Here is a 25,339-nt window from a genome sequence, read left to right on the forward strand (position 1 = left end):
TTCCAACTAATTCTTATTATGAAAGCTATCAGCATCACTGAGCCGAACCAATCCGAGCTCGTAGACATACCAGCTCCGGCCGCACCTGGCGCCGGTGAAGTGCTTCTTAAAGTCCGCCAAGTGGGCTATTGTGGATCGGACCTGACGTCTTTCCGTGGCCTTAACCCGATGGTGAGTTATCCCCGTATCCCAGGACATGAAATTGGAGCCACGATCGAACAACTGGGGGCGGATGTGCCTGAGCCATGGGTAAAAGGACAGAAGGTGCTGGTTTCTCCCTACACCAGCTGTGGCAAGTGCGCTGCATGTAAGGCCGGTCGGGTCAATACTTGTAAATCGAATCAGACCATGGGTGTTCAGCGTGACGGAGCGATGACCGAATATGTGGTGGTCCCTCACGAAAAGCTTTTTACCTCTGACAAACTAAGTCTCGAGGAAATGGCACTGGTGGAGCCGCTGACGGTTGGTTTCCATGCGGTGGCCCGCGGTGAGGTGACATCCGAGGACACTGTCGTTGTTTTTGGCTGTGGCGCAATTGGTCTTGGAGTGATTGCTGGTGCAGCCGCTCGCAATGCCAGAGTGGTTGCCGTTGATATCGATGACGAAAAACTGGCTCTCGCCAAACGTTGCGGTGCAACAGACACGGTTAACTCAATGAATGAGGATCTGCACGAGCGCTTGCAGGAAATGACCGATGGAGAGGGGCCTAATGTCATGATTGAAGCGGTTGGCTTGCCTGCGACATTCAAAGCTTGTGTTGAAGAAGTATGTTTCGCGGGGCGCGTGGTTTACATTGGCTATGCCAAGGCTGCCGTTGATTATGAAACCAAGTATTTTGTGATGAAGGAGCTCGATATCCGCGGATCACGCAATGCCATGCCCGAGGACTTTGACGCTGTCGTTCGTCACCTCGAAAGCGGAGTATTTCCGACTGATGCCGTGATTACCAAAACGGTCTCTTTGGAGGATGCCCCTGCGGCACTTGCTGCATGGAGTGAAAACCCCGGTGAAATCACCAAAATCCACGTTAAATTTTAACTTATAACAATCAGATATGAAACTTAACCGACAAACCGCTGCGAACCTGCCCGTTCGTCCTGAACGTATTATTCAGTTTGGCGAAGGCAACTTTCTCCGTGCCTTTGTGGACTGGATCATCCAGCACATGAATGAGAAGCAGAACTTTGATGCTTCCGTGGCTGTGGTCCAGCCGATTGCCCAAGGGTTTGCCGATATGATTAATGATCAAGATGGTCTTTATCACGTGATCCTCGAAGGCATGAAGGATGGAGAACCTGTTCGTGAGAAGCAGTTGATCGATTGTATCAGCCGTTGCCTGAATCCTTACAGTGAATTTGAAGCTTACCAGCAACTGGTCGAAAGTCCTGATGTCCGTTTTGTGATTTCAAACACGACAGAGGCGGGGATTCAGTGGGCCGACGGCGAAACGCTTGATATGAAGCCTCAGCCGTCTTTCCCTGGTAAGATGACCGCTCTGCTTCACCAACGCTATCAGAAATTCGATGGGGCCAGTGATAAAGGGCTGATAGTTCTCTGCTGTGAGCTGATTGAGGACAATGGTGACCGACTCAAGGAGATGGTTCTGAAGCATGCAAAGAATTGGGGGTTTGCTGATGATTTTGTCGGTTGGCTAGAGAATAGTTGTGCCTTCTGTTCCACCTTGGTTGACCGAATTGTTCCTGGCTTTCCCCGTGATACGATCAAAGAGATCCAGGCTGAACTTGGCTATGAAGACAATCTAGTCGTTGTCGGGGAGCACTACCATAACTGGGTTGTGAAAGCGCCTGAGTGGGTGGCGAATGAGTTTCCTGCCGACAAAGCCGAGCTGAATGTTAGCTTTGTCAATGAAGAGCAGCAGCGCGAAATTCGTGACCAGAAAGTGCGGATTCTGAACGGCTCGCATACAGGTACTGTCGCTGTGGCTTACCTAAGTGGTTTGGATGCAGTGCGTGAAACCATGGAAGATGAAACGCTCGGTGCTTTTGTCAACGAGATGTGTGCCGAGGAAATAGTTCCAAACATTCCAGGCGATCAGGAGTATTTAACTCAGTTTTCCAAGAAAATCCTTGAGCGGTTCTACAACCCGTTCATCCGTCATGAGTGGTTGACTATTTCGTTGAACTCAATGAGCAAATGGGAGACTCGTGTGCTTCCCAGCCTTCTGGATGCCGTAGAGAATAACGGAACGCTGCCCAAGCGTATTACGCTTTCTTTAGCCGCGCTTATTGCCTTTTACCGTGGAGAACGTGGTGATCAAAGTTATGAGTGTAAAGATAATGCTGACATTCTCGAACTCTATGCGAAAGTGTGGGGCGAATATGACGGTTCGGCCGAAAGTCTTCAATCACTGGTTAGTACGGTGCTGGCCTACGAGGAAAATTGGAAACGAGATTTAAATGAAATTCCAGGGCTTACCGATGCCGTGACGGGTCATCTTTCCAGCATCCTCGATCAAGGGATGTTAGCGACTCTGAAGACGCTCTAATTTGAGTCTACAAATTACTGATCACGATGATGGCAACTCCACTCGAAGAAATTGCACGTTTTCCCATTGTCGGGGATAATGCAGCGATCGCCCTGAAGGACCTGAAACAGGGGACTTGTATTCAGAATGGTGAAGATGTGCTGGAGTTGCAACATGATGTGCTTACGGGGCATAGGTTTGCGTCAGAGGCCATTCCCAGAGGCTCTTACATCACATCATGGCACTATCCTTTTGGCAAAGCCGCATGTGATATCGAAGCTGGTGAATATCTCTGTAATGAGCATGTCTTGTTTCGACTTTCACTGCAGGAGGATACCCGTTTTACTGCTCTTAAATTGCCGGCTGAGGCTAATTTCACAGATGACATTGATGCCTATAGCTTTGACGCTGGTGCCTGGGAAGCCCCGGCCGCCGTCGATGAATACCAGAACTCCGGATCATTTATGGGATACAACCGAGGGGCGCGAGGAACTGGAACGAGAAACCATTTGGTGATTCTCGGGACTAGCGCTACGAACGCGCCATTGGTGGAGAAACTAGAGCATGCATTCAAAGATGGCATCGAGGGGTATGAGCATGTTGATGCCGTTGTCGGCTTGCGTCATACCGAGGGGGCTGAAACAAATTCTGTCGAGCGGGAGCGCACCTTGCGGACTTTGTCTGGCTTGATCAGTAATCCGAATGTAGGGGCTGTTCTTTCGATTGAAAGCGGTCTGGAAGGTGAACTGACTAACGAGGAGTTAGAGCAGTGGATGAGAGCGGACGGAATCCCAGTGGATGATATGGATATTGTGTGGATGAAATCCCACGAGACATTTACCCGTAATCTGGCGGCCGCCAGTAAACATGTCAAAAGCCTGCTGAAGCAGCTCAATGCGCATCAGCGGTCCGAGCGTCCGCTGAGCGAGCTGAGGATCGGTCTGCAGTGTGGAGCGTCAGATGCGTTTTCCGGCGTATGTGGAAATGTTCTATCAGGCTCGATTGCCCGGGAAGTGATTCGTTACGGGGGGAGTGCGAACCTTACGGAAACACCCGAGCTTTCCGGAGCTGAGGATTACACCTTGTCATCGATCACGGAGCCTGAAATAGCCCCACGTTTTTTATCGATGATGAGCCGCTTCAAGGAGCAGCTTGGCTGGCACGGAGGGAAGGTGGATAAAAATCCATCCGAGGGAAATCTGCTTGGTGGGTTGTATAACATCACCTTGAAGTCGCTTGGTGCGGCAGTGAAACGCGACCCTGATATCCCGATCCGGCATTTGATTGAGTACTCTGAGCGTATGACCCAGCCCGGGTTCTACTTCATGGATGGCATGGGCGGTGACATCGCCAGTTATACCGGCCAGGCTGCCGCTGCCTGTAATATTATTCTATTTGTCACCGGTCGTGGGACGCCGACGAACTCATCGATCGTACCAACGGTCAAGATTGTCAATACCACGGAGCGGTACAAACTTATGGCGGATGATATTGATATCAATGCCGGTCAGTACCTAGACGGCAAATCCATGGAGAGCCTGACAAGTGAGGCGATGGATCAGGTTATTTCCATTGCATCCGGTCAAAAAACGCTGGGTGAAAAACGGAACCAGAATATCGATCTTCTCTGGCGTCAAAAATATTTTCAATCATCACCCGATCAAAAGGCTGAGTCTTATGCATCCCGATTCGATGGAGCCCCTGTTGCCTGTGATTTAAGCTCATATAAACCGATCGAGATCGTGTTTGATGGGATTCAAGGGCCAGATAGAGTCATGCCTAAAGAACGGATTGGTTTGATCATTCCGACTGTGGGCTGTTCGGTAGCTACTTCCGAGCAAGCTGTAGCAAAACTCAACAGTGGTCCACTAGTGCAGAAGGGGGCAATCGACCGTTTTGTGACACTGACCAACACCGAGGGCTGTGGCACCACGACTGGGGCCGAGGTGTTAAACTTTATCCTGAGTTACGCCAAACATGATATGGTTGACGCCTGTGCTTTTGTTTCGCTGGGCTGTGAAATGGTTTCGCCTGGATTTATCAAGTCGGCGATGCGGGGCGGTGATGTTAGTTTTCCCGAAATATCATCCAGTGCCATCGTCGCCGGTTATAATCCGGAAGATTACGGATGGTTGACCATTCAGGAATGTGGAGGCACCGAGGGAACGGTGGATTCCGTGGCTAACTGGTTTGAAAAAAAGTTGGCTGACCGGAAGGAGCCTATTCCAGCGAAGGGCTCGGGGCGGGATTTACGGATTGGTCTCACTTCGACAGGGCCGCTTTCTGATGAATCGGCTCAACGGCTTGCCGAGTTTGCTGCCAGTGTTCTCGCTGCGGGCGGAACGGTGATTATCCCGGCTCATTGCAGCCTTGTTCAGAACCCAACTTTTCAAGAGGCTTTATCTGTCCATCAGGCAGCACCCAGCCTGACGTTCGCCCAGGTTCCGGAGACGAGAGGGCTACATATCATGCAAAGTATTACCGAAAACCCAATCGAAACGGTGACTGGCCTGGGGGCTGCGACGGATGTGATTGCACATTACTCGGATGATGTGGCTTCTCCCGCACATAGTCTGGTGCCCACGCTCAACATCAGCAAAGACAAGGTGAACGATGATTTTGACGCCGAGCTTTCCGAGGATTTGGCTAGCTTGATCGCGGAAGTCCTGTCGAATGATTATCAGCCAAAACAGAACCATCTGGCCAATAGTGGCAATCAAATTCCCCGGGGGCCTCGTGCACACGCCATTTAAAAAAAAATGCCTTGTCCCCAAACTTTGGTGTAGACCCCTAATTTGGTGTAGACTCGGATACTAAAAAGCGCCTTACTCGTTAAGAATAAGGCGCTTAGAAAAATGGTACGCAGACTGGGACTCGAACCCAGGACCAATTTGATATTACATGCTCATTGTCAATGACTTACATGGGTTGTTGCTGAGCATGTGTTAACTTGGAAATACTTAGAGTCTACACTTTTTCTCATAAATTAGGAATTCAGGCGTGGGATAGCTGCGGAGGTATCAATAGGAGTCCCATTTCTGAGCGGCCGATTATTCGCTATTGAGTGAAAGCTCTGATCATTTTGAGTGGGGCGTCTTCGAGCATTTTGCCCATGCCTTGGTTGTGGGCTGTAATGACGGCGACGAGATCGAGCTCGGGGAACATGAAGATAAACTGACCTCCAGCGCCTCGGCCGGCTTTGCAGATGTATTTTTTGCCATTCACTTCCGGGTGGGTCACCCACCAAAAGAACCCATAGTGGTTTTCACCATAGGCTTGGGCGAGGGGGCTTGTTGCGAGCTCAACGAAATCAGCGGGGATGAACTGCTGACCGTTCCATTTGCCGTTGTTGAGAACGAGTTGTCCGAATTTGATCATATCGCGTGAGCGGAAGCTTGAACCGGCAGCTGATTTCGGAAGTCCGGAAATGTCATCTTGCCAATGGTAGTTGGTGATGCCCATTTTTGCGAGAAATTCAGTTTGGATGAAGGCCTTGGCTGAACCGGGAACAACGGCATCCAGAACCTGTATCGTGATGGCAGGGTCGGAGGCTTGGTATTTAAATGCTCGCGGTGCTGGGGGGATGGGTTTGCTGTGTTGGAGGTAAGCCTGGATTTGACCTTGCCCTTTGAGTCGGGCAGGGGTGGATCTAAGCAGTTTGATTTTTTCCTGAGATAGGCGGATTCCCGAGCGCATGGTCATGGCCTGCTCAAGGGTGATTTGATCCGCACCTTTGACCATCGTCGTCGGATCGGTTTGTTTGAGAAATTGAATGACCGGCGTGTTCAGGTCTTCCATGGTTAAATGTCCAAGTTGAATTGCACGGCCAAGGGCAAAGGCTGTGTAGGATTTGGTAATGGACATCTGGTAGTGAGGGTAGTTCTGTCGACCCCGACGGAAGTAGGACTCAAAGATTAGTTTGCCTTGATAGCTAATGAGGAAACTGTCTGTGTTGCCAATTTTAGGATCGGATGATTTTTTTGAGATTTGATTGGCGAACTGAAGAATGAGTTCTTTGTTGCCACCATCGGGACCGAGTCTTCCAGGTGTGATGCCGTCTTTGAGATCACGGGGTGAGGGCGTGATGAATGGATGGGGGAGATAGGGGATCTCTTTTTCCCGTGCATAGGAGACATCCTTGGCGTTGAGATCGGTGATTTCAGGGGCCAAGCCCGATGATGCTTCGCTGGGCGGACTCCCGTGGAGAGGTGAGAGAGCGAAAAGCAGAAGTGCGGAGACAAAAGGTTTCACGTTGGGTGACGGTTGAGATGACGGTGTTGTTAGTCGGCGGGGAATCATGTGATGGATGGAGAGAACAGATGCTTCCCATTGCTTTGAATAACTTTTTGATACCAAATTGCCGACTCCTTGGGGGTGCGTTTGAGCGTTTGGTAATCGACGTGTATCAGGCCAAAGCGTTCGCGGTAGCCTTGGGCCCATTCGAAATTGTCCATCAGGGACCAGTGGAAATATCCGGCAAGGGGGATGTTATCTTCGTGGGCTCGGCTATATTGGGCCAGGTAGCGGGTGAGGAAGTCTATGCGATGATGATCTTTGACGTTTCCTTCCGTATCCACCCAGTCCATCGAGGATAGTCCATTTTCAAAGACATAGAGTGGAAGCTGATACGCATCGTAGAAGAAGCGAGATGCCCAATAGAGCCCGGATGGGTGAACTGGCCAGCCGATCATGGTGCGGGGTTCTCCCGCCTGCTCAGGCAAGGCTTGCCAGCCTTTTTCGTTGTCAGCGGGTTCAACCACAATGCCGAAGTAATAGTTGTAGCCGAAAAAATCGAGAGGTTGGCAAATTTCCTCCATGTCGGAAGCCGGGAATTGATCCAAAAAGCCAGGAAGGTGCTTTTCCAATATTTCCGGATAGCGGCCATGAATCATGGGGTCGGGCCACCAGGCGTTGTTCAGGTAGGTGGTGTGTTTGTCGCTGCCATCTTTCCATTCCGGATGAATGGTGGCTTTTCTTGCTGCTTCGATATGTGCTGGGTCGTGCTCGTCTGCAGGGATTCCAATTTTGGTGGCAATGGCAATGCCTACCTTGGCATCTTTGACGAACTCTCTAATTTTTTTTGTCGCCCGGCCATGGGCAAGATTGACATGGTGTGCGGCTTGAAACACTTCTTCATGGGGGAGCGATACGCCCGGGGCATGGGTGCCATCAGAATATCCGAAACCGAGGAAAATTTGGGGCTCGTTAAAGGTAATCCAGTCTTTGACCCGGTCTCCAAGACATTGGACAAGCGTTTCGGTATAACGGGTAAACCAGTCTGCAATATCGCGGTTGAGCCATCCACCTTTGAGCTGAAGGGCTTGGGGGAGGTCCCAGTGGTAGAGGGTTACATAGGGACGAATACCATTGGCGAGGAGTGCATCGACCAGTTGACTGTAGAAATCCAAGCCCGCTTGGTTGATTTCCCCCGTGCCATCAGGAAAAACCCGCGACCAGGAAATGGAAAAGCGGAATGCTTGGAGACCCATCTGGCTCATGAGCGCGATGTCATCGTGCCAGCGGTTGTAAAAATCACAGGCTTGTGAGGTGGTATCCCCATTGAGCACATTGCCTTCTTGGCGGCAAAAGACATCCCAAATGGAGGGGCCTCGCCCGTCTTGATTCCAGCCTCCTTCGATTTGGGCTGACGCGGTGGCGGCACCCCAGACAAACGCGTCTGGGAAAAAAGGGTCTTGAGTGTGTAAGTTTGGCATGGATGAAACAATGGAATCTGTAGCAGAGCTTTGTGGTGATGGAAGAAGGCCTGTTACTTGGGCGCTGGACCTGTCGAGGGGCGGGCGATGAGTTTGCCCTTGAAGATAGTGGTGGCTTCGTCCGGACTCATATCTTGTTTTTCGATCTGCTTGAGCAGGACCATCGCTGCATGTTCACCCATTTGTTCCAGTGGCTGGGTGACCGTGGTGATGGCAGGTTCGGCTTCGGCTGCAATTTCATGGCCATCAATTCCAGCGATGCTGATTTCCTTTCCTGGCAGCATACCATAAGCGCGCACGGCTTCACAGGCTCCCAGAGCACTGTAGTCGTTGGCTGCAATGATAGCCGTGGGAGGGTTGGATAGGCTCAAGATACGGTGTGCGGCTTCTCTCCCGGCACCATAACTGAATTCCCCTGATTGGAGCCAATCATTGTGCCATGGGAGTTTGAGCTGTTGCCGGATGGTATGAAAAGCATTCGATCGCTCCGTGGCATCGACGATTTGTTCCGGGCCTTCAATGAAGCCTATTTTTTGGTGTCCCAGTTTAGCGAGGTGGTTAACGAGGAGTTCCATGGCGTGGTAATTATCCAGATCAACCCATGGTACTTGGCCGTTTGTTGCTCGTCCGCCAATGACAAGAATGGAAGTAGCAGCCTTGCTGAAGCTGGAAATGAATTCGGCTTGATTGGATGGTGGCGCGAAGGCGAGCATGCCTTCCACGCGCCGCTGGTCGATTAAGCGAGAGAGTCGCCTCCCGTCTGCAAATTCTTCTGATCCGGTGTCAAAGATGACAGAGCGGTAGCCCGCATCTTCTAGATAACCATGAGCGCCTTTGAACAAGTGGGCGAAATAGCGGCTTCCCATTAGATTACTAACATCTACGGCGACGCCGATTAAGCGGGAACGACCTGAGGCAAAATTACCCGCTAAAGCGTTGTATTCGTAGCCTAGTTTTTTGGCCGCAGCCATTACCTTCTCTTTCGTGCTCTTCCTCACATTGACCGACCCCGTGAAGACTCGTGAGATCGTCATTTTGGACAAGCCTGTCTCTGCAGCGAGGTCGGTCATAGTTGAGTGCTCGTTTTGTTTGCGTGATTTTTTTGTTTTTTGGCTCATGGGTGATGAGATCGGTTGAAGTTTGGTTCGCCTGTCAGGCGCGATTTGTAGCGATGGCGAATGAGTGTTATGTAACATATCCTACAAAACAAGCCTATTGTTACTAATATCATTCATTCCGTGTAACTTAATGGATTGTTTGGCGCTATTGACGATGTTATCGAATTATTTTGATGCCATGTGGATTGTTTGCTTGCCATAAGATTCATTTTTGATAACGGTAACATTACCGAGCGGGGGCATGTGCTGCTTATCGCTTCCTCGAGTCTTTAAAGTGTATCCCGTATCAATGAAAGCGTTAGTCGTAAAACGATTCTTAAGGATTCTTGTTGCGGGGTGTAGTTTTGTCCTGTTGAGTCCACAGGTTGCTGTGGCAAAGGTCATGCCGAACATTTTGTTTATCTTTTCCGACGACCATGCAGTGCGTACAATTTCTGCTTACGCTGGGAAAAATGGAATCAATCAGACGCCGAATATTGATCGTATTGCCAATGAGGGGGCTGTTTTCACACGAAGCTTCTGTGGTAATTCCATCTGTCAACCGAGTCGGGCATCTATTCTGACCGGAAAGCACAGTCACAAGAATGGTGTGCTGAGCAATGGCTCAAGGTGGGATAACCAGCAACAGATATTTACGCGTCTATTAAGTGCGGGTGGATATCAGACCGCGATGATTGGGAAGTGGCATATGCACCCTACGCCCTCAACGGAGTTTGACTACCACTGCACACTCACTGGGAATGGTGGGCAAGGGCGTTATTATAATCCTGAGTTTATCAATCATGATGGGAAAACGGAAACTGTCATGGGTTACTCAACAGACGTGATTACGTCGAAGTCGATTGCGTGGCTCGAAGGTCGAGATAAGTCAAAACCCTTTATGCTGATGACTCAGTTTAAATCTCCCCACACCAATGTCATGCCGGCGTTACGCCATCTGGACAAGTATAAGGACGTGACCTTCCCAGCTCCTGCAAGTTACCACTCGGATAACAAGGGGCGGATCGATTACCTTGACCACACTTGGATGAAGATGCACGGTATGAAAGCTCCGGATGTTTTAAAGACAGGACCAGCCAAAGGGACGTATTCGCTTGCCGTAGAAAACAAGGCTTCTCAGCGAACCCGGAAGAATCACAAAACGTCAAATTTGCCTAAGTACTATTCTTACATGACGCCCAAGCAGTTGGATGCCTGGCATGCCCATTACGATCCGATCAATGCTGAATACGGTCGTCGTTTAGCTGCTGGTATGGTAAGCGAGGAGGAACAGGCTGAGTTTCCCTATCAGCGGTATCTCAAGGATTACCTGCGTTGTGTGCATGCGGTGGATGAAAATGTGGGCCGATTACTCAAGTATCTCGATGACAAAGGGCTCACGGAAAACACGATCGTTATTTACAGTTCGGATCAAGGGTTCTTTTTGGGGGAGAATGGCTGGACCGATAAACGCCTCATGGATGAGGTCACGATGCAGATGCCATTTATCATTCGCTGGCCGAAGGTGATCAAGGCAAGTCAGAGGATTGATTCCATGATTCAGAACATCGACTACGCACCGACGTTCCTCGAAATTGCCGGATTGAAGGTTCCGAAAGACATCCAAGGTCGTTCGCTGTTGCCGATATTGAAAGGAAAGACACCATCTGACTGGAGGACGTCACTTTACTACAGTTACCATCAAGCGGGTGCTTACAATTTACCCAGGATCGAAGGGGTGCGCGGCGAGCGTTACAAGCTGATCCGCTACTACGATCACCCGAAACTCAAACTGGGCGAACAGTGGGAGTTGTTTGATCTTGAAAACGACCCGGCCGAACAGAATTCTCTAGCCAAGGACCCTGAATACGCCGAGGTGATACAAACAATGCGTAAAGAGCTGAAGACTCTTCGTGAACAATACGGTGTGGAGGGCGTATCCAATCAATAATCGATGAAGCATATACCACGACATCCAGTCTCAGCGACTGATCGAATATCCAACCAGCAGTTGGTTGCCTATGGCCTGGGGGGACTGATCCCGATTGCCTTGTTTAATATTGCAGGGCAGTTGATGGGGTTGATTGGCAACATCGGTCTAGGCCTGAGTGCATTCTGGTTAGGTGTGGTGCTGATTATTCCACGCTTGTGGGATGCTGTTTCAGATCCCGTGATGGGGCACTTTTCCGATAACATTCGGACCCGGTGGGGGAGACGTCGTCCCTTTTTGCTGATGGGTGGAATTGCCGTGGCTCTGAGTTTTGTGCTCATGTGGTGGGTTCCCAAAGGCCCGGCTATCGAGGCGTGGTTTGGTAGTGAAGCTGCCTATGAATGGTTTCAGTTAGGTTACATTCTTGTCTTCCTGCTGATCTTCTTTACGGCATGCACTATTTTTGAAATTCCACATGGCGCGCTGGGTATGGAGATGTCAAAAGACCCGCATGAACGAACCCGGCTTTTTGGGGCCAAAAGCTTTTGGGGCAACCTTTTTGCCATGGGCACCCCCTGGCTTTTTGCCCTAGCCAATCTTGATTTCTTCAAAGGCACGGGAGGTAATGAGGCGGATGGGATGCGTTGGGTATCCATGCTCATTGCCGTGGTGCTAATCCCTCTGTCAATCTGGTGGTTTGTGGTTTGCAAGGAGCCTGGTTTTGAGCGGGTTCAAAAGCAAAAGAAGGAGGGGTTTTGGCATAACATGAAAGTGGCGGTAAAAAACCAGACCTTTCGCCGTCTTGTGGTCATCATTTTTGCTCTGGCGATGGGGTTTAATTTTGTTGGCTTGCTCAACTACTACATCACCATCTTCTATCTCTATGGTGGGGATAAAGCTGCGGCGGGCCCCCTGTTGGGGATCAACGGCACAATCTGGGCTGTTACCGGCTTGCTGGCAGTTTTTCCTCTTAATTGGGTTGGACGGAGTCTGGGAAAAAAGTGGACGCTGGCCTTGGCGATTGGACTCATGAGCCTGGCCCAGCTTTCGAAAATCGTCTGTTATAACCCAAGCTCACCGTATCTTGTCATTATTCCAACTGTTCTGCTTTCCGCCGGCATGCTGATGTTTTTTACCATGGGATCATCCATGCTGGGTGATATCTGTGATGAGGATGATTTGGCAACGGGAACCCGATCTGAAGGCAGTTATTATTCCGTCTACTGGTGGTTCATCAAACTCGGCACGGCTTTTGCCAGTTTTGTGACTGGCTCGCTGATTGTTCTCTCCCAGTTTGATGAGAAGCAAACCAAAGGGGTGGATGAACTGGAGGGGGCAGTCAAAAAGGCCCAGGAGCAATTTGAAAAAGAGAATCGGGAGTCGGCAAGCGGGCAACTCGAGCAAGCGAAGAAGATCTCATCTGAACTGATCGCTCATTTTTCAGAAAAGGGGGATGCGTTCCCGCACAGCCGGGATCATTACGACCTTCTTATCGAACAGACACAATCCGTCAACCATCAGCTTGACCATATGCTAGGGAGCCAAACCGAGGATCCGGTTTCCGCAGCATCCTTTGTCGGACTGACCGATCAGATCGAGCCGATCACGCAGCAGACGCCGACCGCTTTGCTGAGGCTTCGCATCTTTGAAATTGGCTTGCCGCTGGTGCTATGCGTGGTGTCATTTTGGCTGCTTCGCTTTTATCCGTTGACAGACAAGAGATCCTACGAAGTCAAACATTTGCTCGAAGAACGAAATAAACTGGGAGAGGAGGAAGAATGAAAAAATCGTTATTGATGGTTCCATTATTAGCAGGATTAGCAGGAGTAAGCGGACTTTCTGCTTGTAAGAAAGTTGAAAAAAACGAGGAAGTGACAGTCGCGCAAGCCTCTGCTTCTTCTGATGCTGTATCGGCGGAAGATGATGCTTTTCTCGCCGACCTCGAACGCCGATGTTATCGCTATTTCGAAGAAACGGCAGATCCTGATACTGGCTTGATTGCTGACCGCTGGAAAGCCGATGGCTCGGATACCTGGGACACGGCGGGTATCGCGGCCACTGGGTTTGGCCTTACGGGTCATGCCATTGCCGTCAAACGTGGCTGGATCACCAAGGATGAAGGGATTGCCCGTTCTAGGAAAGTCCTGCTCTTTATGCGCGACAAGGTGGAGCATAAACGTGGTTTTTACTATCAGTTCATCAACCGAAGCACGGGAGAACGTGAGCCGAACTCTCCGGCATCGACGATTGATAATGCGCTCTTTGTTGTAGGTGCTCTGACGACTGCGGAGGCATTCCCTGATAGTGATATTCCAGCCATTGCCAATGAGATCTATAACCGAATGGACTGGGCATGGATGTTGGATGGAAATGAGTTTCTTCAGCATGGCTGGAAGCCTGAAGAGGGGTTTCTCAAAGCCGAGTGGAAAACCTATTGTGAGCACATGGTGCTTCTCTTGTTAGCCGTGGGAGCGGAAAAGAACCCCATTCCACCCGCATGCTGGGATGTCTGGGAGCGTGGTCCATTACTTGAATTTCAAGGTGAGAAATTTGCCCATTACCCACCGCTCTTTATTCATCAATACTCACAGGCGTATTTTGATTTTCAAAATTACAAAGACAAACACCTCGATTACTGGAGGAATTCCCAACTTGCGACCTTGGCTCAAATCGATTACATGAAACGCTTGGCCGAAGCTTATCCGGACCAAATGGGCCACTACAGTGATGATTTGTGGGGTCTGACCGCTTCCGACGGCCCGGATGGTTACAAGGACTGGGGGGCTCCCTACAAAGATCCTCGCTTGCGGCCGTGGCGTGGGGTTGACGGCACACTCGTACCTTCCGCGCCAGGCGGGTCGTTGGCGATTTGTCCGGAGCCGTCGATTCACACGCTGAAAGTCCAAAAAGATCGCTTCGGCGATCAAGTTTACGGCCGTTACGGCTTTGCCAACGCTCATAACCCACGGACGGGCTGGGTCAGTGAATATTGCCTCGCCATCGATACCGGAATCACCTTGTTGATGGCGGAAAACACACGATCCGGATACGTCTGGAACACCTTTATGAAGCACCCTGCGGCGGTTCGTGCCTTTGAACGCGCTGGTTTCAAAAACATTCAAAAACCAAACAAATAATGACTCAATCTGTCTTAGAGATCAAACGAGACTGCCAGACCTCGACAACACTAGCGAAACACGAGCAGTTGCTTGCTCATACATTGGGTGACCCATCAGGTCTTCATTTTCAGTTTCTTTCTGGTGGTCGATTGCATGCGGTCCGCTATGGTGCGGAGTTTTTACTGAACCTGATGCTGGGCTGTCCATTGTCAGGGAGCTTGCAACGGCTCTATGTCGAGTTGGATACCGCTGGGCAACGGCGTGTCGTCACCGTGATGGGGCCCGGATCCCAGGCCGAGTTTGCGATGGATGCCAGCCGGGCTCAATGGCGGGTTGTCGACGGTGATACGACGATTGTGACCACACTTAGAATCCATGATTCGGGTAAGGGCTGGGATTTGATTGTGGCCGTTGACAATCAGGCGGACGCTCCGATTACTTGGCGGGCGTTTCATGGTCTGGATGTCGGGTTGTCCCATGTTGGGGCCTTGAGGATCAATGAGGCCTATGCCAGCCAGTATCTCGACCATCGTGCGCTTGATCATGCCGATTATGGCAAGGTGGTGGCGAGCCGTCAAAACCTCGAAGTGGACGGGAAACATCCGGTGATGCTTCAGGCTTGCTTGAGCGGATGCGCAGAACTCGCCACTGATGGGCGGGATGTTTTTGGCGGACCGCTCGAACGGTCTAACCTGTTGCCCCTGCGCATGCGCGAGGGCTCACAACGTATGCCCGGGGTCAAACAAGGTGAAATGTCTTATGTCGCTATGCTCTCGGATGATCTTTCGGCTGCTGCGGGAGCTCGTTCAAGCTGTCAATTTGTGGGCGTCTTGATTGAAGATCACCAAGAACCTACGTCGGATGAAACTTTGCACCATCTCGATCAAGTGTGCTCTGCCGATGGCGCAGATCGACCGGTCGAGGCCGTGTTTTCCAGAAGTCAGCGATCCCTGTTTGATGCACCGAACGTGGTCCACGGAGTGGACATGCTGGACGATGAGCTGAAGGTGTTTTATCCGGATGCGTGGAGCCTTGAGGAACGTTCGCCAGAGGGGACATTGTGGTCATTCTTCACGGGTGATGATGCAAGGCATGTTGTGACCCTCGCCAAGGAATCATTGATGGGCCGGCCTCATGGCACGATTTTACGTTCCGGAGCTGGTGATTTCCCCGCACCGGAACAATTATCCAGCACCTGCTTCGCTGCGGGGATCTTTCATTCGTTACTGAGTGCCGGACACGTATCGTTTAACCGTATGCTTAGTTTCCCCCGTGAGGCCTGTGGCCTGATGACGGCGTCGGGGCAGCGTATCTGGATGGCCAATGATCAAGAGGGCGAAACCAAATGGTCTCTCCTGGGGGCTCCTTCTGTGTTTGAAATGGGAATGACCATGGCCCGTTGGATTTACGTTTTGCCGGAACGAACCGTGGAGGTTGTTTCCTACGTGGATGATGAGAAAAGTGAGTGTGGCTTGGATATCAGGGTGATTTCCGGAGCCGATACTGAGTTCCTCATTACCAGTGGCTTGATTGGTGGTATTGCCGAATACGATGCCCCCGCGCAACTGGATATCGACACCAGCCGTGCGTTGGTTCGATTAACTTCCGCTCCTGATAGTATGTGGCGACAACTTGATACCGAGTCATCCTTTGTTCTGCAGGCTGAAGACCCGGAATCAGTCGCCGATATTTCAGGCGCTGAAGCGCTTGGCGGAAGTAGCTCGCATGCGATGCTCGTGGTGCAAACAAAGTCCGTGAATAGCGCACGCTTCACCATGAGGGCCGAGTTGGGGGTAACGGATGGTTTTGATGGTGAACGTTGGACGCAAATGGCGAGTGCCCTGAAGTTTAAAGGGGATACGCCTGAGGTTGAACGCCTGAATAACATTGTTCCTTGGTTCGTACACAACGGTATGATCCACTTTACTGTTCCCCACGGGATTGAACAATACAACGGAGGCGCTTGGGGGAGTCGGGATGTGACGCAGGGATCTGTGGAATTGCTCCTGTCCTTTGGTCGATATACCAGCTGCCGGCGTGTCCTCATTGATGTGTATCGTCACCAATACGCAGAGGGGCACCACTGGCCGCAGTGGTTTATGTTGGAACCATTTGGCGAGATCATGCAGTCCCATAGCCACGGTGACATTCCGATGTGGCCGATCAAGTCACTCTGCGACTATCTTGAAATAACTTCCGACTTCGCCATTTTTGACGAACCCGTGCCATGGACCAACCCCGATGGAAGTCAGTCGAGTCAAGTCACGACCTTCAAAGACCACGTCCAGAAAAATCTCACTTGGTTGCGTGAGCACTGCGTGCCAGGTACCGCATTGATCAGTTATGGAGACGGCGACTGGAATGACTCCCTGCAACCTGCAAAAGCGGAACTCAAGGAGAATCTTGTCAGTTCATGGTCGGTCGCTTTGTGTTACCAGACGGTCAGCCGTCTAGCAGAAGTCTCACGCCAGAGCGGCATCTCCTTCGATGGCCTGGATGGCTTCGCCGATGCAATCCGCCGCGACTTTCATGATCGTTTGATCATTGATGGGACTGTCTGCGGTTTTTACCTCTTTGATGGTCATGGGCATGGGCAGGGGACACCACTTCTCCACCCACAGGACGACCAGACTGGGATTCATTACCGACTTCTTCCCATGACACGTTCCATGATTGGTGGGCTTTTCACTGCGGATGAAGCAGAACATCACAACCGCTTGATCGAAGAACATCTGCTGGCTGCGGATGGAGCCCGTTTGATGGATCGGCCACCCCGGTACAAGGGGGGGCAGAATGATATGTTCCAACGCGCGGAAACGAGCCCCTGCTTTTCCCGTGAAATTGGAATTTTCTACACCCACGCGCACTTGCGCTATATCGAGGCGATGGCCCGTCTGGGTAAAGCGGATGAGATGTGGACGGCCATAGGGAAAGTCAACCCGGCCGGGATTGGCGATTCCGTGCCTAATGCCTTGCCTCGTCAAGCCAATGCTTACTTCTCGAGCTCCGACGCTGCGGTGGCCACCCGCTATGAAGCGGATGAAAACTACGCGTCTATCAAGTCGGGAGATATTCCCGTCGAAGGAGGATGGCGCATCTATTCCAGCGGTCCGGGAATCTTTCTTCAGGTTGTCATGAGCTGTATGGTCGGGATCCGTCGCCGTTATGATCACGTCGAGATCGACCCGGTGCTCCCCCGTTGTCTGGACGGACTTGAAGTCGTGGCCCCATGGGGTGACAGATCGTTGAATATCACCTTCAAGATCAAAGGTAATGTGAGCGGACCCGAATCGGTGAAGCTGAATGGCTCGCTACTCGAGCCAGTGGGGAGAACGGAAAACCCATACCGCAAGGGAGGCTGGGTGATTGATGGTAAGAGCTTTGACGCTCTTTTTCAAGAAGAAGGTAACGAACTCGAAATCCAACTTTAAACTATGAAAAATACAATAATTGCGGTGTTTTCCGCTATGATGATACTTCCCGTTTTTGGTGAAGTCGTTGTGAGTGTCAATGAGGGAGAAAGTGCCCGCGAAATGATTCAGAAATCGATTGATTCTCTACCCAAAGAAGGTGGCTCCATCTTTATTCCTGCGGGTCGTTACGAACTTGACGGTATGGTGCATATCAATCGCTCAAACGTCACACTACGCGGAGAAACGGGGACCTTGTTGGTACTCGGTGATGCCGTCAAACAGCCGAATATTCTCATAGGTAGCGATGCCGCACATCCAGATCCTAAGAAGAAGATTAAACATATCACGATTGCCAACCTTGAGTTAGACGGGAATAAAGACAGGCAGGATAGTGAATACCATCCGACCAAACCATGGCTCCGGAATAACACGATCGATATCCGTGGCGTCGATGACTTGCGGGTTGAAAATGTGGACTGCCATCACGCTCGGAGCGGGGGGATCGTTGCCAGCTGGGGGTGTGAGCGGATCTGGATCCGTGGATCATCGTTCCACCATAACTTTTTCGATGGCATCGCCCTCTACACGAGTGACGGCATCATGGTGTCGGATTTCTACTGTTATGAAAATAAATCAGCTGGACTCAGTTTGGACAACAAGCTGAAGAATGTCACCTTCACCAACGGTCATATTTATAAAAACAATGATTGTGCCATCTTTGCCCGGGACTGCACGGCGGTGAATTTTCGTAATCTAAACATCCACGACAATGGCGAACATGGTGCTTTTTTAGCCCATCAAGTTTACCCGGAGGGGCATAAGAAGGAAAATCAAATCGTGCCCGACAGCGGAATGCACGATTGTTCATTTACGTCCTGTTCCTTTACCAACAACGGCGGCCATGGAGTGTGTTTTTCTTCCTCCTCGAAGATGTCCAGTGGGAATAGCATTATCGGATGCCTTTTCAGCCATAACAAGGAGTCGGCCGTGAGCAATGTGGAAGAGGGCTTTCTGGTGCAATCTGGAAACATCGAGCAGAAGAAAGGGGACTATCGCCCAATCAAAAAAACACCAGCGAAAGGGCAATAACTGCAAAAAGTGGCATTCCTCACTGCCACCCTTACGAAATCGATTCAGACCAATACCTATAAGATCAAGATGAGCATTCCAATCAAACTCGCTCTGCTTCTAGCCGCGTCATCACAGGCTTTGGCTCTCACTTTGCCGACCGTCTTTACCGACCATATGGTTCTCCAACGTGGTCAGAAGGTTCCTGTGTGGGGGACGGCAGATCCCGGTGTCGGGGTGACGGTTTCTTTTGCCGGGCAAATCGCATCAGGTACATCAGATTCCCAGGGGAAATGGCGAGTTGATCTTGCTCCGTTGAAGGCGAACAAACAGCCTGGTGAGCTCATCGTAAAATCCGCTGGAGAGCAGACTGTGATCAAGGATGTGCTGGTTGGAGAAGTCTGGTTTTGCTCCGGCCAGTCGAATATGCAGTGGTCCATGCGGCAGAGTGGTAACCCGGATGCGGCGATCGCTGCTGCCAATTTCCCTCTCATCCGACTCTACAAGACCCCACTTGTGCCGTCGAATACACCATTGGACCAAATCAATGCAAGCTGGCAGGTTTGCAGCCCTCAAACGGTTGAGCACTTCTCAGCGGTCGGTTATTACTTCGGAAGAAAACTTCACCAGGAGCTTGATGTGCCTGTGGGGCTTCTTCTCAGTGCTTGGGGGGGGACAAGGATTGAACCATGGACCCCACCTTGTGGTTTTGAAGGGATCGACGCTGTTGCTGATATCCATGAGATGGTTAAAAGAACCCTGCCAGATTCACCGGAGTATCAAAAAAACATGCAAACGTATCTCAAGGATTTAGATGCGTGGCGTGACCAGGCAGGGGAGTCCTTGTCTCGTCAAGTAGCGGTAACAGAACCTCCCAAGTTTCCCAAAGAGCTGATACTCGGTGGCAATCACCAGACGGCAACGAAGCTATACAACGGCATGATCCATGCGCATGTTCCGTTCGCCATCAAAGGGGCAATTTGGTACCAAGGTGAATCCAACTACCGTGAAGGCGCACTCTATACGGAAAAAACCAAGGCCCTCGTCCGTGGTTGGCGAAAACTTTGGGGCTACGACTTCCCTTACTATTTTGTCCAGATTGCACCATACAAGTATGGAAATGACGCTCCGGAAAAACTCGCGGAGTTCTGGGAAGCTCAGGCGAATATCGTCAAGACGGTTCCCAGAACGGGAATGACCGTCGTCAGTGACTACACCACGCTCAATGATATCCACCCTCCGAATAAGTTGATTCCGGGCACGCGACTCGCGCGTTTGGCTCTTGCCCACGATTACGGTAAGGATGTTGTCTCCACAGGACCGGTATTCCAGAAAATGATCGTGCAGGGGAGTTCTTTGAAACTCTTGTTTGATGCTGCCAAAGGTTTGAAAACCCGTGATGGCAAAACACCGGACTGGTTTGAGCTTGCAGGCGAAGATGGTGAATACCATAAAGCCGTCGCTCAGATCCAGGGTGAGGCGGTGATCGTTAAATCCGTTGAAGTTGCCAAACCCTTGGCTGTCAGGTTTGCCTGGCACAAGCTGGCCACTCCCAATTTAGTCAATGAAGCTGGCATCCCCTGCGCCACATTCCGCGCCGGTAAACTTCCCATCCCGCCCAACTCGGCCTCCGCCCATGTTCCCGAAGCCAAAGAATACCGCGTGATCTATCAGATTGATCTTCCGAAAGATGCCAACTACGCCAAAGGGGGAGCCCAATACCAGATCGATAACAGCACCAAGGATAAGTCTCCTTTTCAGAGAGTTGCCTACTATCTCGAGCTCGAGAGCCGCGATGGGAAAAAACAATACGTGTTTGCTTCGATGAACAAATTCACCGATGATTTGAAAAAACTGGGCATCCCGACAGCCTCCAGTGGCGCCCGTTTTATGCAGAAAGTGTCCGGGTTAACGATCCGGACCAACGTTCGTGGTTTAACTCCCTGCACGAATTCCGACGGCGGAAATATCGAGTTTTGGCCAGGTAATTATGGCCCTGCCAATACCACAAAAATCCCAGGAGCCAGTGACAAATTATACGACTTCGGCGACCAGTCGAACTCCCAAATTCCAGGATACGGATCCATGCAGATTCACCACTGGAAAATGAAGCAAACCGCCTTTGCTCTGAATCACTGGGGGAATAACGGCATGCTCGATGTGGGTATTGGTAATGCCAGTGTGAACAATACGGATTGGACCTTTTCCGCCAATGGTGGACAATATAAAACGATCCGGCTCACCGTCATGGTGAAGTAAGTGATGAAGCTGTCAATAAAGGCCAATACGGTGGTTTTAGCCCAGTAAAGTTAGCCCTCAGAAAAGGAGTGCTTTGTGAAGCGCCCCTTTTGAGTAAATGGCTTGTTGCCTCTCTTGAATAACAATCTTCAACAGCATAGCTTACTGTGGAGCTGAAACGTTCCGTTTGGAATGAGTCCGTTTAAAAGATGCATGGGAACTAAAAAACGGGAGAGCCGGAGCCCTCCCGTTTGATTAAACACACAAATGAAAATGATGAGTTCCTGCGTTGCAGGGACTTTTGTCTTTCTTAGCCTTTACGGCGACGCAAGATGAGTGCGAGGCCTCCAAGTCCGAGAAGGGCTGTAGTGGAAGGCTCGGGGACCGCATTGACGGTGAGAGCTGCAACAGGATCATCATCTGCTTCAAAGGTGAACATGCGGATGTTGTCGATGTCGCCTGTAAACGGATTTACCCCGCCACTCGCAACTGCCAAGTGACCATTATTGGCTTGATCAAAAACAGGAGCTTTATCTTGCGCAACCGGGCTTCCGATCGGCTGGCCGTCGATGTAAAAGGCAGACACTCCATCATCTCGGATTACAGCAAGATTTACCCACTCATTTGCCACTGCTGCAGCACCTCCCCCCCCAATGAATGAAACATTCTGATAACCTGCCATCCAATTTCCATCATTACGCAAATAAAACTCAAGTGCGCCAGTTAAGGTTCCGGTTCGAAAAACTTCAGCGATATTCGTACCAGCACCTTGGGTGAGATTACTCGTGCGCACCCACAACTCGACAGCAAAATTATCGGTCGCGAATCCAGAGAAGTCTGCTCCCCAGTTAAAATCAGCATCAAACGAAGTGTAGGTGCCAGATACCGGGGAAGGGTTCGTGGTATTTGCTGTCGGAGATCCGCCTCTTCCCGTGAAATGAGATGATCCAACAGAATCTTGAGGTATGCCAGACTCAAGGGTCCCTGTCTCACCCAGTTCATAGAGGTGCGTTTCTGTAATAGCGGCCTGGGTCATAGTCGTGGCGCCTGCCGTGAGTAATAAAAATAATTTTTTCATAATCGTTGTTGTTGGTTTTTGAGATGTGGTTCTGCAGATCGCTTTTTGAGAAATAGAATAATACACCCAAGAGTTATGTGATAGGTAACATTTTGTAGGAGGGGGGCAAGATTAAAGTTTCATTTTTTTATCATGCGAAATGAAGTTTCCTGGTTTTACGAGGGGTCGATAAAGGTAATGTTTACTATGCTTCATCTTGAATAGTTACCATTAACATAGTTTGTGTTTTGGAGGGGATGTCGATGTGGAGTTCTTTTTGTGAATGGGTTTTGATGGGTTTGCCGTTGAGGGTAGCGGATTTGATCTCGCGTGGGAGAATCACCCTGAGTGTTTGTGCTTTGGAGGCCTCGATGGTAGCCTGAACGTTCGCTCCTCCTTTGGACCAAATAAGTTGATTGAGAGAGATACCGCCGCGGGCACGCATCCCTCGCACGGTGCCAGTTGGCCATTCCTTGGGCAGGGCAGGCATGAGTTTGAGGACGCCGGGGCGGGAACTGAAGAGCATTTCTTGCACGGCGGAGACAAAACCCATGTTGGACTCGATCTGGAAGATCGGGCCTTGGCTCATGGTGACAGGGCCACCGCGCCAGTCATTGTGGGTCGTTAATAAGTTTTCTAACACACAGGCTTGGGCGAGCCATTTCAAACACTGGTAGGCCTTGGCTCCCTCACCGCCGCGGGCGTAGAGGTTGGCACTGTGCATGAGTGACCAACCGGTGTGATGCTCGAGCCCAGCTTCCAGGCGTCGATTGACGATGTTGACAAAGGCGTCGAAGAGTTCCGGTGAGCTGTCCTCCTTGTTGATTTCCATGCCCGGCATAAGCGAGTAGGCGTGGGTCATGTGGCGATGCGCGGGATTGTCGAATAGATCGGGGTGAAGCCATTCTTTGGCCGCTCCTTCGGCGTTGATTGCGTAGGGGCGGAGTTTTTTGCACATGGCTTTCCATGTGGGTAACTCCTCGGTGTAGACGCCTGCGATCTCGGCACCTGTGACCAAGTTGGTCAGCATCTCGCGGATGGCGGCATATTCCCAAGTCGAATTCATTTGTGTGGCGAGGTGGCGACCTCCAATGCGCTCGCCGTCTCGGGCGAAGGGGCCGTTTTCAGGGGAGTTGCTTGGTATGATGTCGTAATAGCCATCTTTATTGAGCACGAGATAATCCTCATAGAAATGAGCGGCCTCGCGCATGAGGGGGAGCGCACGCTCGGTGAGGAAGGTAGCGTCATCGGTGAACTGGTAATAATCCCAATAGTGCTGCGCTACCCATGCGTTGATGCCTGGTAGGTGAATGAGGTGGGGGCTGTTTATTTTAACAATACCATCCTCTTTTCCGCAGGGGATGGGGTTCAGGTAGATCCCGCGAGTGCCGTAGAGGCGTTTGGCATTGATGCGTGCTCCTGGCAGCAGGGCGTCGAAGAGATCGAAGAATGGCAGCATCTGCTCTGCCATATTGCCGTCCATGATATGCCAGTGAATCATGGGCATATTGATGTTCATGAGGTGGATCGCCCACATCGGTGTATAGTCGGCGTTCCACAGTCCGGTGAGGTGGACGGGGTCGCCTCCGGCGCGGCTGCCCACCACGTTTAAATAACGTCCCATCGCCCAAAGGCGTTCAGTGAGGGCAAGAGGAAGGTCGCCTTGATAGGCGCGGGCGAGCAGGGCCTCGTTGGGCAGTTGCCGCTCACTTGCGGTGGCGTTGAGATCGACCGTCGCCGATGAAAACAGGGCTTGGTGGGCTAGAACGTGTTTGGTGAGGAAGTCTTGATAGGTTCCGCTGAGGGCTTCGAGCTCGTTGTCCAGACGGTCAAAAGCATCGCTGGCATCCGCATAATGAAAGGTTTTAACTGCCAGTAAAGCGTGGCTTGCTCCTGACAGCTTCAGTCGGCCGTCCTGGTTGTTTAATGTTCCATCGTGCGTGATGACGCGTGCAACGGCTCCGAAGTCCTTGAGCGCGGACGGGGTGCCCGGGTTGCTTGCCTTGTAATGAATAAAGTCACCACTGGCCGTTGTTTGTGCCTTGAAGCGTGCAGGGTTTCCGATGCCGCGCGCCGTTTCCGGGGCGTGCAGGCCCAGGCTTAGTGCTGCCTGAAGTTTTCCTGGGTGATCACATTTCAATTGGATAAAAAGAATGTCCTTCTGATTGTTGGCCCGGGATACGAAGGTCCGGCGCTCAAAGCGGGCCCCATCGGATTTCCATGTTACGGCGGCTTCGGCTTTGTTCATGTCGACGGATCGACGGTAGTCTGAGTAATCGACTTTAGGAGAGGTGATGTGGACATCGCCGATCATCAGAGGGCTTCCATTAGATGCTTTGTAGTCGCTTTGTTTGATTGCTTCGTAGTAAATTTGTCCAGCCTTGGTGAAGGCTCCATTCGGTTTGTAATCTTTACTGGTGAGCAGGGATCGAAGGTGCTTCAACTTGCCACTGACGTTGGGTAGGTTGGTGGGGCTGCGCTTCATCCACCAGTGGTTGGCGTGCATCATCATCACACGTTCATCTTCAACTCCACCGTAGACCATGGCTCCAAGCTCACCACTTCCGACGGGGTAGGCGTCACGCCAGTGATCTTTGAAATTCATCCCCTTGAGCTCATGGTGTTTCCAGTCCGCCGGTTTTGTGCTGGAGAGTTGATACGGCAGGGGGGATTGTGTCGGAACTGTTGAGCTCGGCTCGATCGGGCTTAGCTCCTTGAGCGGGCGAAGAATGATACGTTTTACATTGATCGGTGCCCACTGGTCTCGGTGTGGGCTGATCGTCAGCGAGTGCCGTCCCTTCTGCAGTGTGAAAGATCCAAGCTGCAGGGTCTGGTATTGGTCGTAGCCACCGGTGGATTGGGTGACGACCGCTTGTCGTTGATCTCCGACAACGAGGTCGAATCGGCTGCGGGGTGAGTCTTGGGCGATTTCGGCCTCGAGCGAAAAACGTGCATCATGATTGGTTTTGAATTTCCACGATACCCATGATTGGGGGGATACCCAATAGGCGATGTTGTTTCCGTGCGGGCTCTTGGCCACGCCGGTTTTTTTCTCGTCGGGGTTGTGGATGCTTGCACTGTCTGCGATGAGGTTGAGCATTCCGTTATCTGCCTGACGAATGGTTTGCGCTTGGGTGGGTGTTAATAGGCCGGCTACCAATAGGCTGAGTAGCATGAAGTGTTTTTTCTTGTTGGTCATGGTCTTGATCTTGGTGAGG

At 51.1% G+C, this 25,339-nt stretch carries 14 protein-coding genes; 9 read left to right on the forward strand and 5 right to left on the reverse strand.

Annotated features, from left to right (window positions below):
* Positions 1–18: 18 nt before the first annotated feature.
* Genes HW115_RS01020 through HW115_RS01030 form a run of 3 tightly spaced genes read left to right on the forward strand, consistent with a single transcriptional unit; the run spans position 19 to position 5,238 of the window.
* Positions 19–1,038, forward strand: coding sequence for a zinc-binding alcohol dehydrogenase family protein (locus HW115_RS01020; protein WP_178930719.1), 1,020 nt, complete (start codon positions 19–21; stop codon positions 1,036–1,038).
* Between the two features lie 16 nt (positions 1,039–1,054).
* The gene (locus HW115_RS01025) at positions 1,055–2,506 is read left to right on the forward strand and encodes a tagaturonate reductase (protein ID WP_178930720.1); all 1,452 of its coding nucleotides are present in this window, start codon (positions 1,055–1,057) and stop codon (positions 2,504–2,506) included.
* A 26-nt stretch (positions 2,507–2,532) separates the two neighbouring features.
* Complete coding sequence (locus tag HW115_RS01030; protein ID WP_178930721.1) at positions 2,533–5,238, forward strand: UxaA family hydrolase; 2,706 nt, start codon at positions 2,533–2,535, stop codon at positions 5,236–5,238.
* 304 nt (positions 5,239–5,542) lie between these two features.
* On the opposite strand, the gene HW115_RS01035 is transcribed toward HW115_RS01030, so the two are convergent.
* Genes HW115_RS01035 through HW115_RS01045 form a run of 3 tightly spaced genes read right to left on the reverse strand, consistent with a single transcriptional unit; the run spans position 5,543 to position 9,317 of the window.
* Positions 5,543–6,736, reverse strand: coding sequence for a serine hydrolase domain-containing protein (locus tag HW115_RS01035; RefSeq protein ID WP_319609213.1), 1,194 nt, complete (start codon positions 6,734–6,736; stop codon positions 5,543–5,545).
* Positions 6,737–6,780: 44 nt separating this feature from the next.
* Complete coding sequence (locus HW115_RS01040; protein WP_178930723.1) at positions 6,781–8,199, reverse strand: GH1 family beta-glucosidase; 1,419 nt, start codon at positions 8,197–8,199, stop codon at positions 6,781–6,783.
* 53 nt (positions 8,200–8,252) lie between these two features.
* Complete coding sequence (locus tag HW115_RS01045; protein WP_178930724.1) at positions 8,253–9,317, reverse strand: LacI family DNA-binding transcriptional regulator; 1,065 nt, start codon at positions 9,315–9,317, stop codon at positions 8,253–8,255.
* 382 nt (positions 9,318–9,699) lie between these two features.
* Between HW115_RS01045 and HW115_RS01050 the strand changes: the two genes are divergently transcribed.
* The 6 genes from HW115_RS01050 (at position 9,700) to HW115_RS01075 (ending at position 21,085) form a co-directional block, all read left to right on the forward strand.
* Positions 9,700–11,247: a sulfatase family protein gene (locus HW115_RS01050; RefSeq protein ID WP_227021202.1), complete on the forward strand. Its 1,548-nt coding sequence runs from the start codon at positions 9,700–9,702 to the stop codon at positions 11,245–11,247.
* Positions 11,248–11,250: 3 nt separating this feature from the next.
* Entirely contained in the window at positions 11,251–13,008 is a 1,758-nt protein-coding gene (locus tag HW115_RS01055) for an MFS transporter (RefSeq protein ID WP_178930726.1), read from the forward strand.
* A gap of 14 nt (positions 13,009–13,022) precedes the next feature.
* Positions 13,023–14,363, forward strand: a complete 1,341-nt coding sequence (locus HW115_RS01060; protein WP_178930727.1) for a glucoamylase family protein — start codon at positions 13,023–13,025, stop codon at positions 14,361–14,363.
* Positions 14,363–17,776 (forward strand): GH36-type glycosyl hydrolase domain-containing protein, encoded by a 3,414-nt coding sequence (locus HW115_RS01065; protein WP_178930728.1) that lies wholly within the window; start codon positions 14,363–14,365, stop codon positions 17,774–17,776. The genes HW115_RS01060 and HW115_RS01065 overlap by 1 nt, the downstream gene beginning before the upstream one ends.
* 3 nt (positions 17,777–17,779) lie before the next feature.
* Complete coding sequence (locus tag HW115_RS01070; RefSeq protein ID WP_178930729.1) at positions 17,780–18,847, forward strand: right-handed parallel beta-helix repeat-containing protein; 1,068 nt, start codon at positions 17,780–17,782, stop codon at positions 18,845–18,847.
* Positions 18,848–18,916: 69 nt separating this feature from the next.
* The gene (locus HW115_RS01075) at positions 18,917–21,085 is read left to right on the forward strand and encodes a sialate O-acetylesterase (protein ID WP_178930730.1); all 2,169 of its coding nucleotides are present in this window, start codon (positions 18,917–18,919) and stop codon (positions 21,083–21,085) included.
* A gap of 289 nt (positions 21,086–21,374) precedes the next feature.
* Here HW115_RS01075 and HW115_RS01080 read toward each other — a convergent pair whose 3' ends face one another.
* The gene (locus tag HW115_RS01080) at positions 21,375–22,142 is read right to left on the reverse strand and encodes a LamG-like jellyroll fold domain-containing protein (protein WP_178930731.1); all 768 of its coding nucleotides are present in this window, start codon (positions 22,140–22,142) and stop codon (positions 21,375–21,377) included.
* Positions 22,143–22,326: 184 nt separating this feature from the next.
* Positions 22,327–25,320 carry a glycosyl hydrolase family 95 catalytic domain-containing protein gene (locus HW115_RS01085; protein ID WP_178930732.1) on the reverse strand — a complete coding sequence of 998 codons (2,994 nt, stop codon included), beginning with the start codon at positions 25,318–25,320 and terminating at the stop codon, positions 22,327–22,329.
* Positions 25,321–25,339 lie beyond the last annotated feature (19 nt).

The sequence above is a fragment of the Oceaniferula marina genome (assembly GCF_013391475.1).
Lineage (GTDB): Bacteria > Verrucomicrobiota > Verrucomicrobiia > Verrucomicrobiales > Akkermansiaceae > Oceaniferula > Oceaniferula marina.

Coding starts and splice junctions, on each gene's coding strand:
- HW115_RS01075 (WP_178930730.1), top strand. CDS start 18,917: ATGAGCATTCCAATCAAACTCGCTCTGCTTCTAGCCGCGTCATCACAG.
- HW115_RS01065 (WP_178930728.1), top strand. CDS start 14,363: ATGACTCAATCTGTCTTAGAGATCAAACGAGACTGCCAGACCTCGACA.
- HW115_RS01020 (WP_178930719.1), top strand. CDS start 19: ATGAAAGCTATCAGCATCACTGAGCCGAACCAATCCGAGCTCGTAGAC.
- HW115_RS01070 (WP_178930729.1), top strand. CDS start 17,780: ATGAAAAATACAATAATTGCGGTGTTTTCCGCTATGATGATACTTCCC.
- HW115_RS01040 (WP_178930723.1), bottom strand. CDS start 8,199: ATGCCAAACTTACACACTCAAGACCCTTTTTTCCCAGACGCGTTTGTC.
- HW115_RS01060 (WP_178930727.1), top strand. CDS start 13,023: ATGGTTCCATTATTAGCAGGATTAGCAGGAGTAAGCGGACTTTCTGCT.
- HW115_RS01025 (WP_178930720.1), top strand. CDS start 1,055: ATGAAACTTAACCGACAAACCGCTGCGAACCTGCCCGTTCGTCCTGAA.
- HW115_RS01045 (WP_178930724.1), bottom strand. CDS start 9,317: ATGAGCCAAAAAACAAAAAAATCACGCAAACAAAACGAGCACTCAACT.
- HW115_RS01030 (WP_178930721.1), top strand. CDS start 2,533: ATGATGGCAACTCCACTCGAAGAAATTGCACGTTTTCCCATTGTCGGG.
- HW115_RS01055 (WP_178930726.1), top strand. CDS start 11,251: ATGAAGCATATACCACGACATCCAGTCTCAGCGACTGATCGAATATCC.
- HW115_RS01080 (WP_178930731.1), bottom strand. CDS start 22,142: ATGAAAAAATTATTTTTATTACTCACGGCAGGCGCCACGACTATGACC.
- HW115_RS01085 (WP_178930732.1), bottom strand. CDS start 25,320: ATGACCAACAAGAAAAAACACTTCATGCTACTCAGCCTATTGGTAGCC.
- HW115_RS01050 (WP_227021202.1), top strand. CDS start 9,700: ATGCCGAACATTTTGTTTATCTTTTCCGACGACCATGCAGTGCGTACA.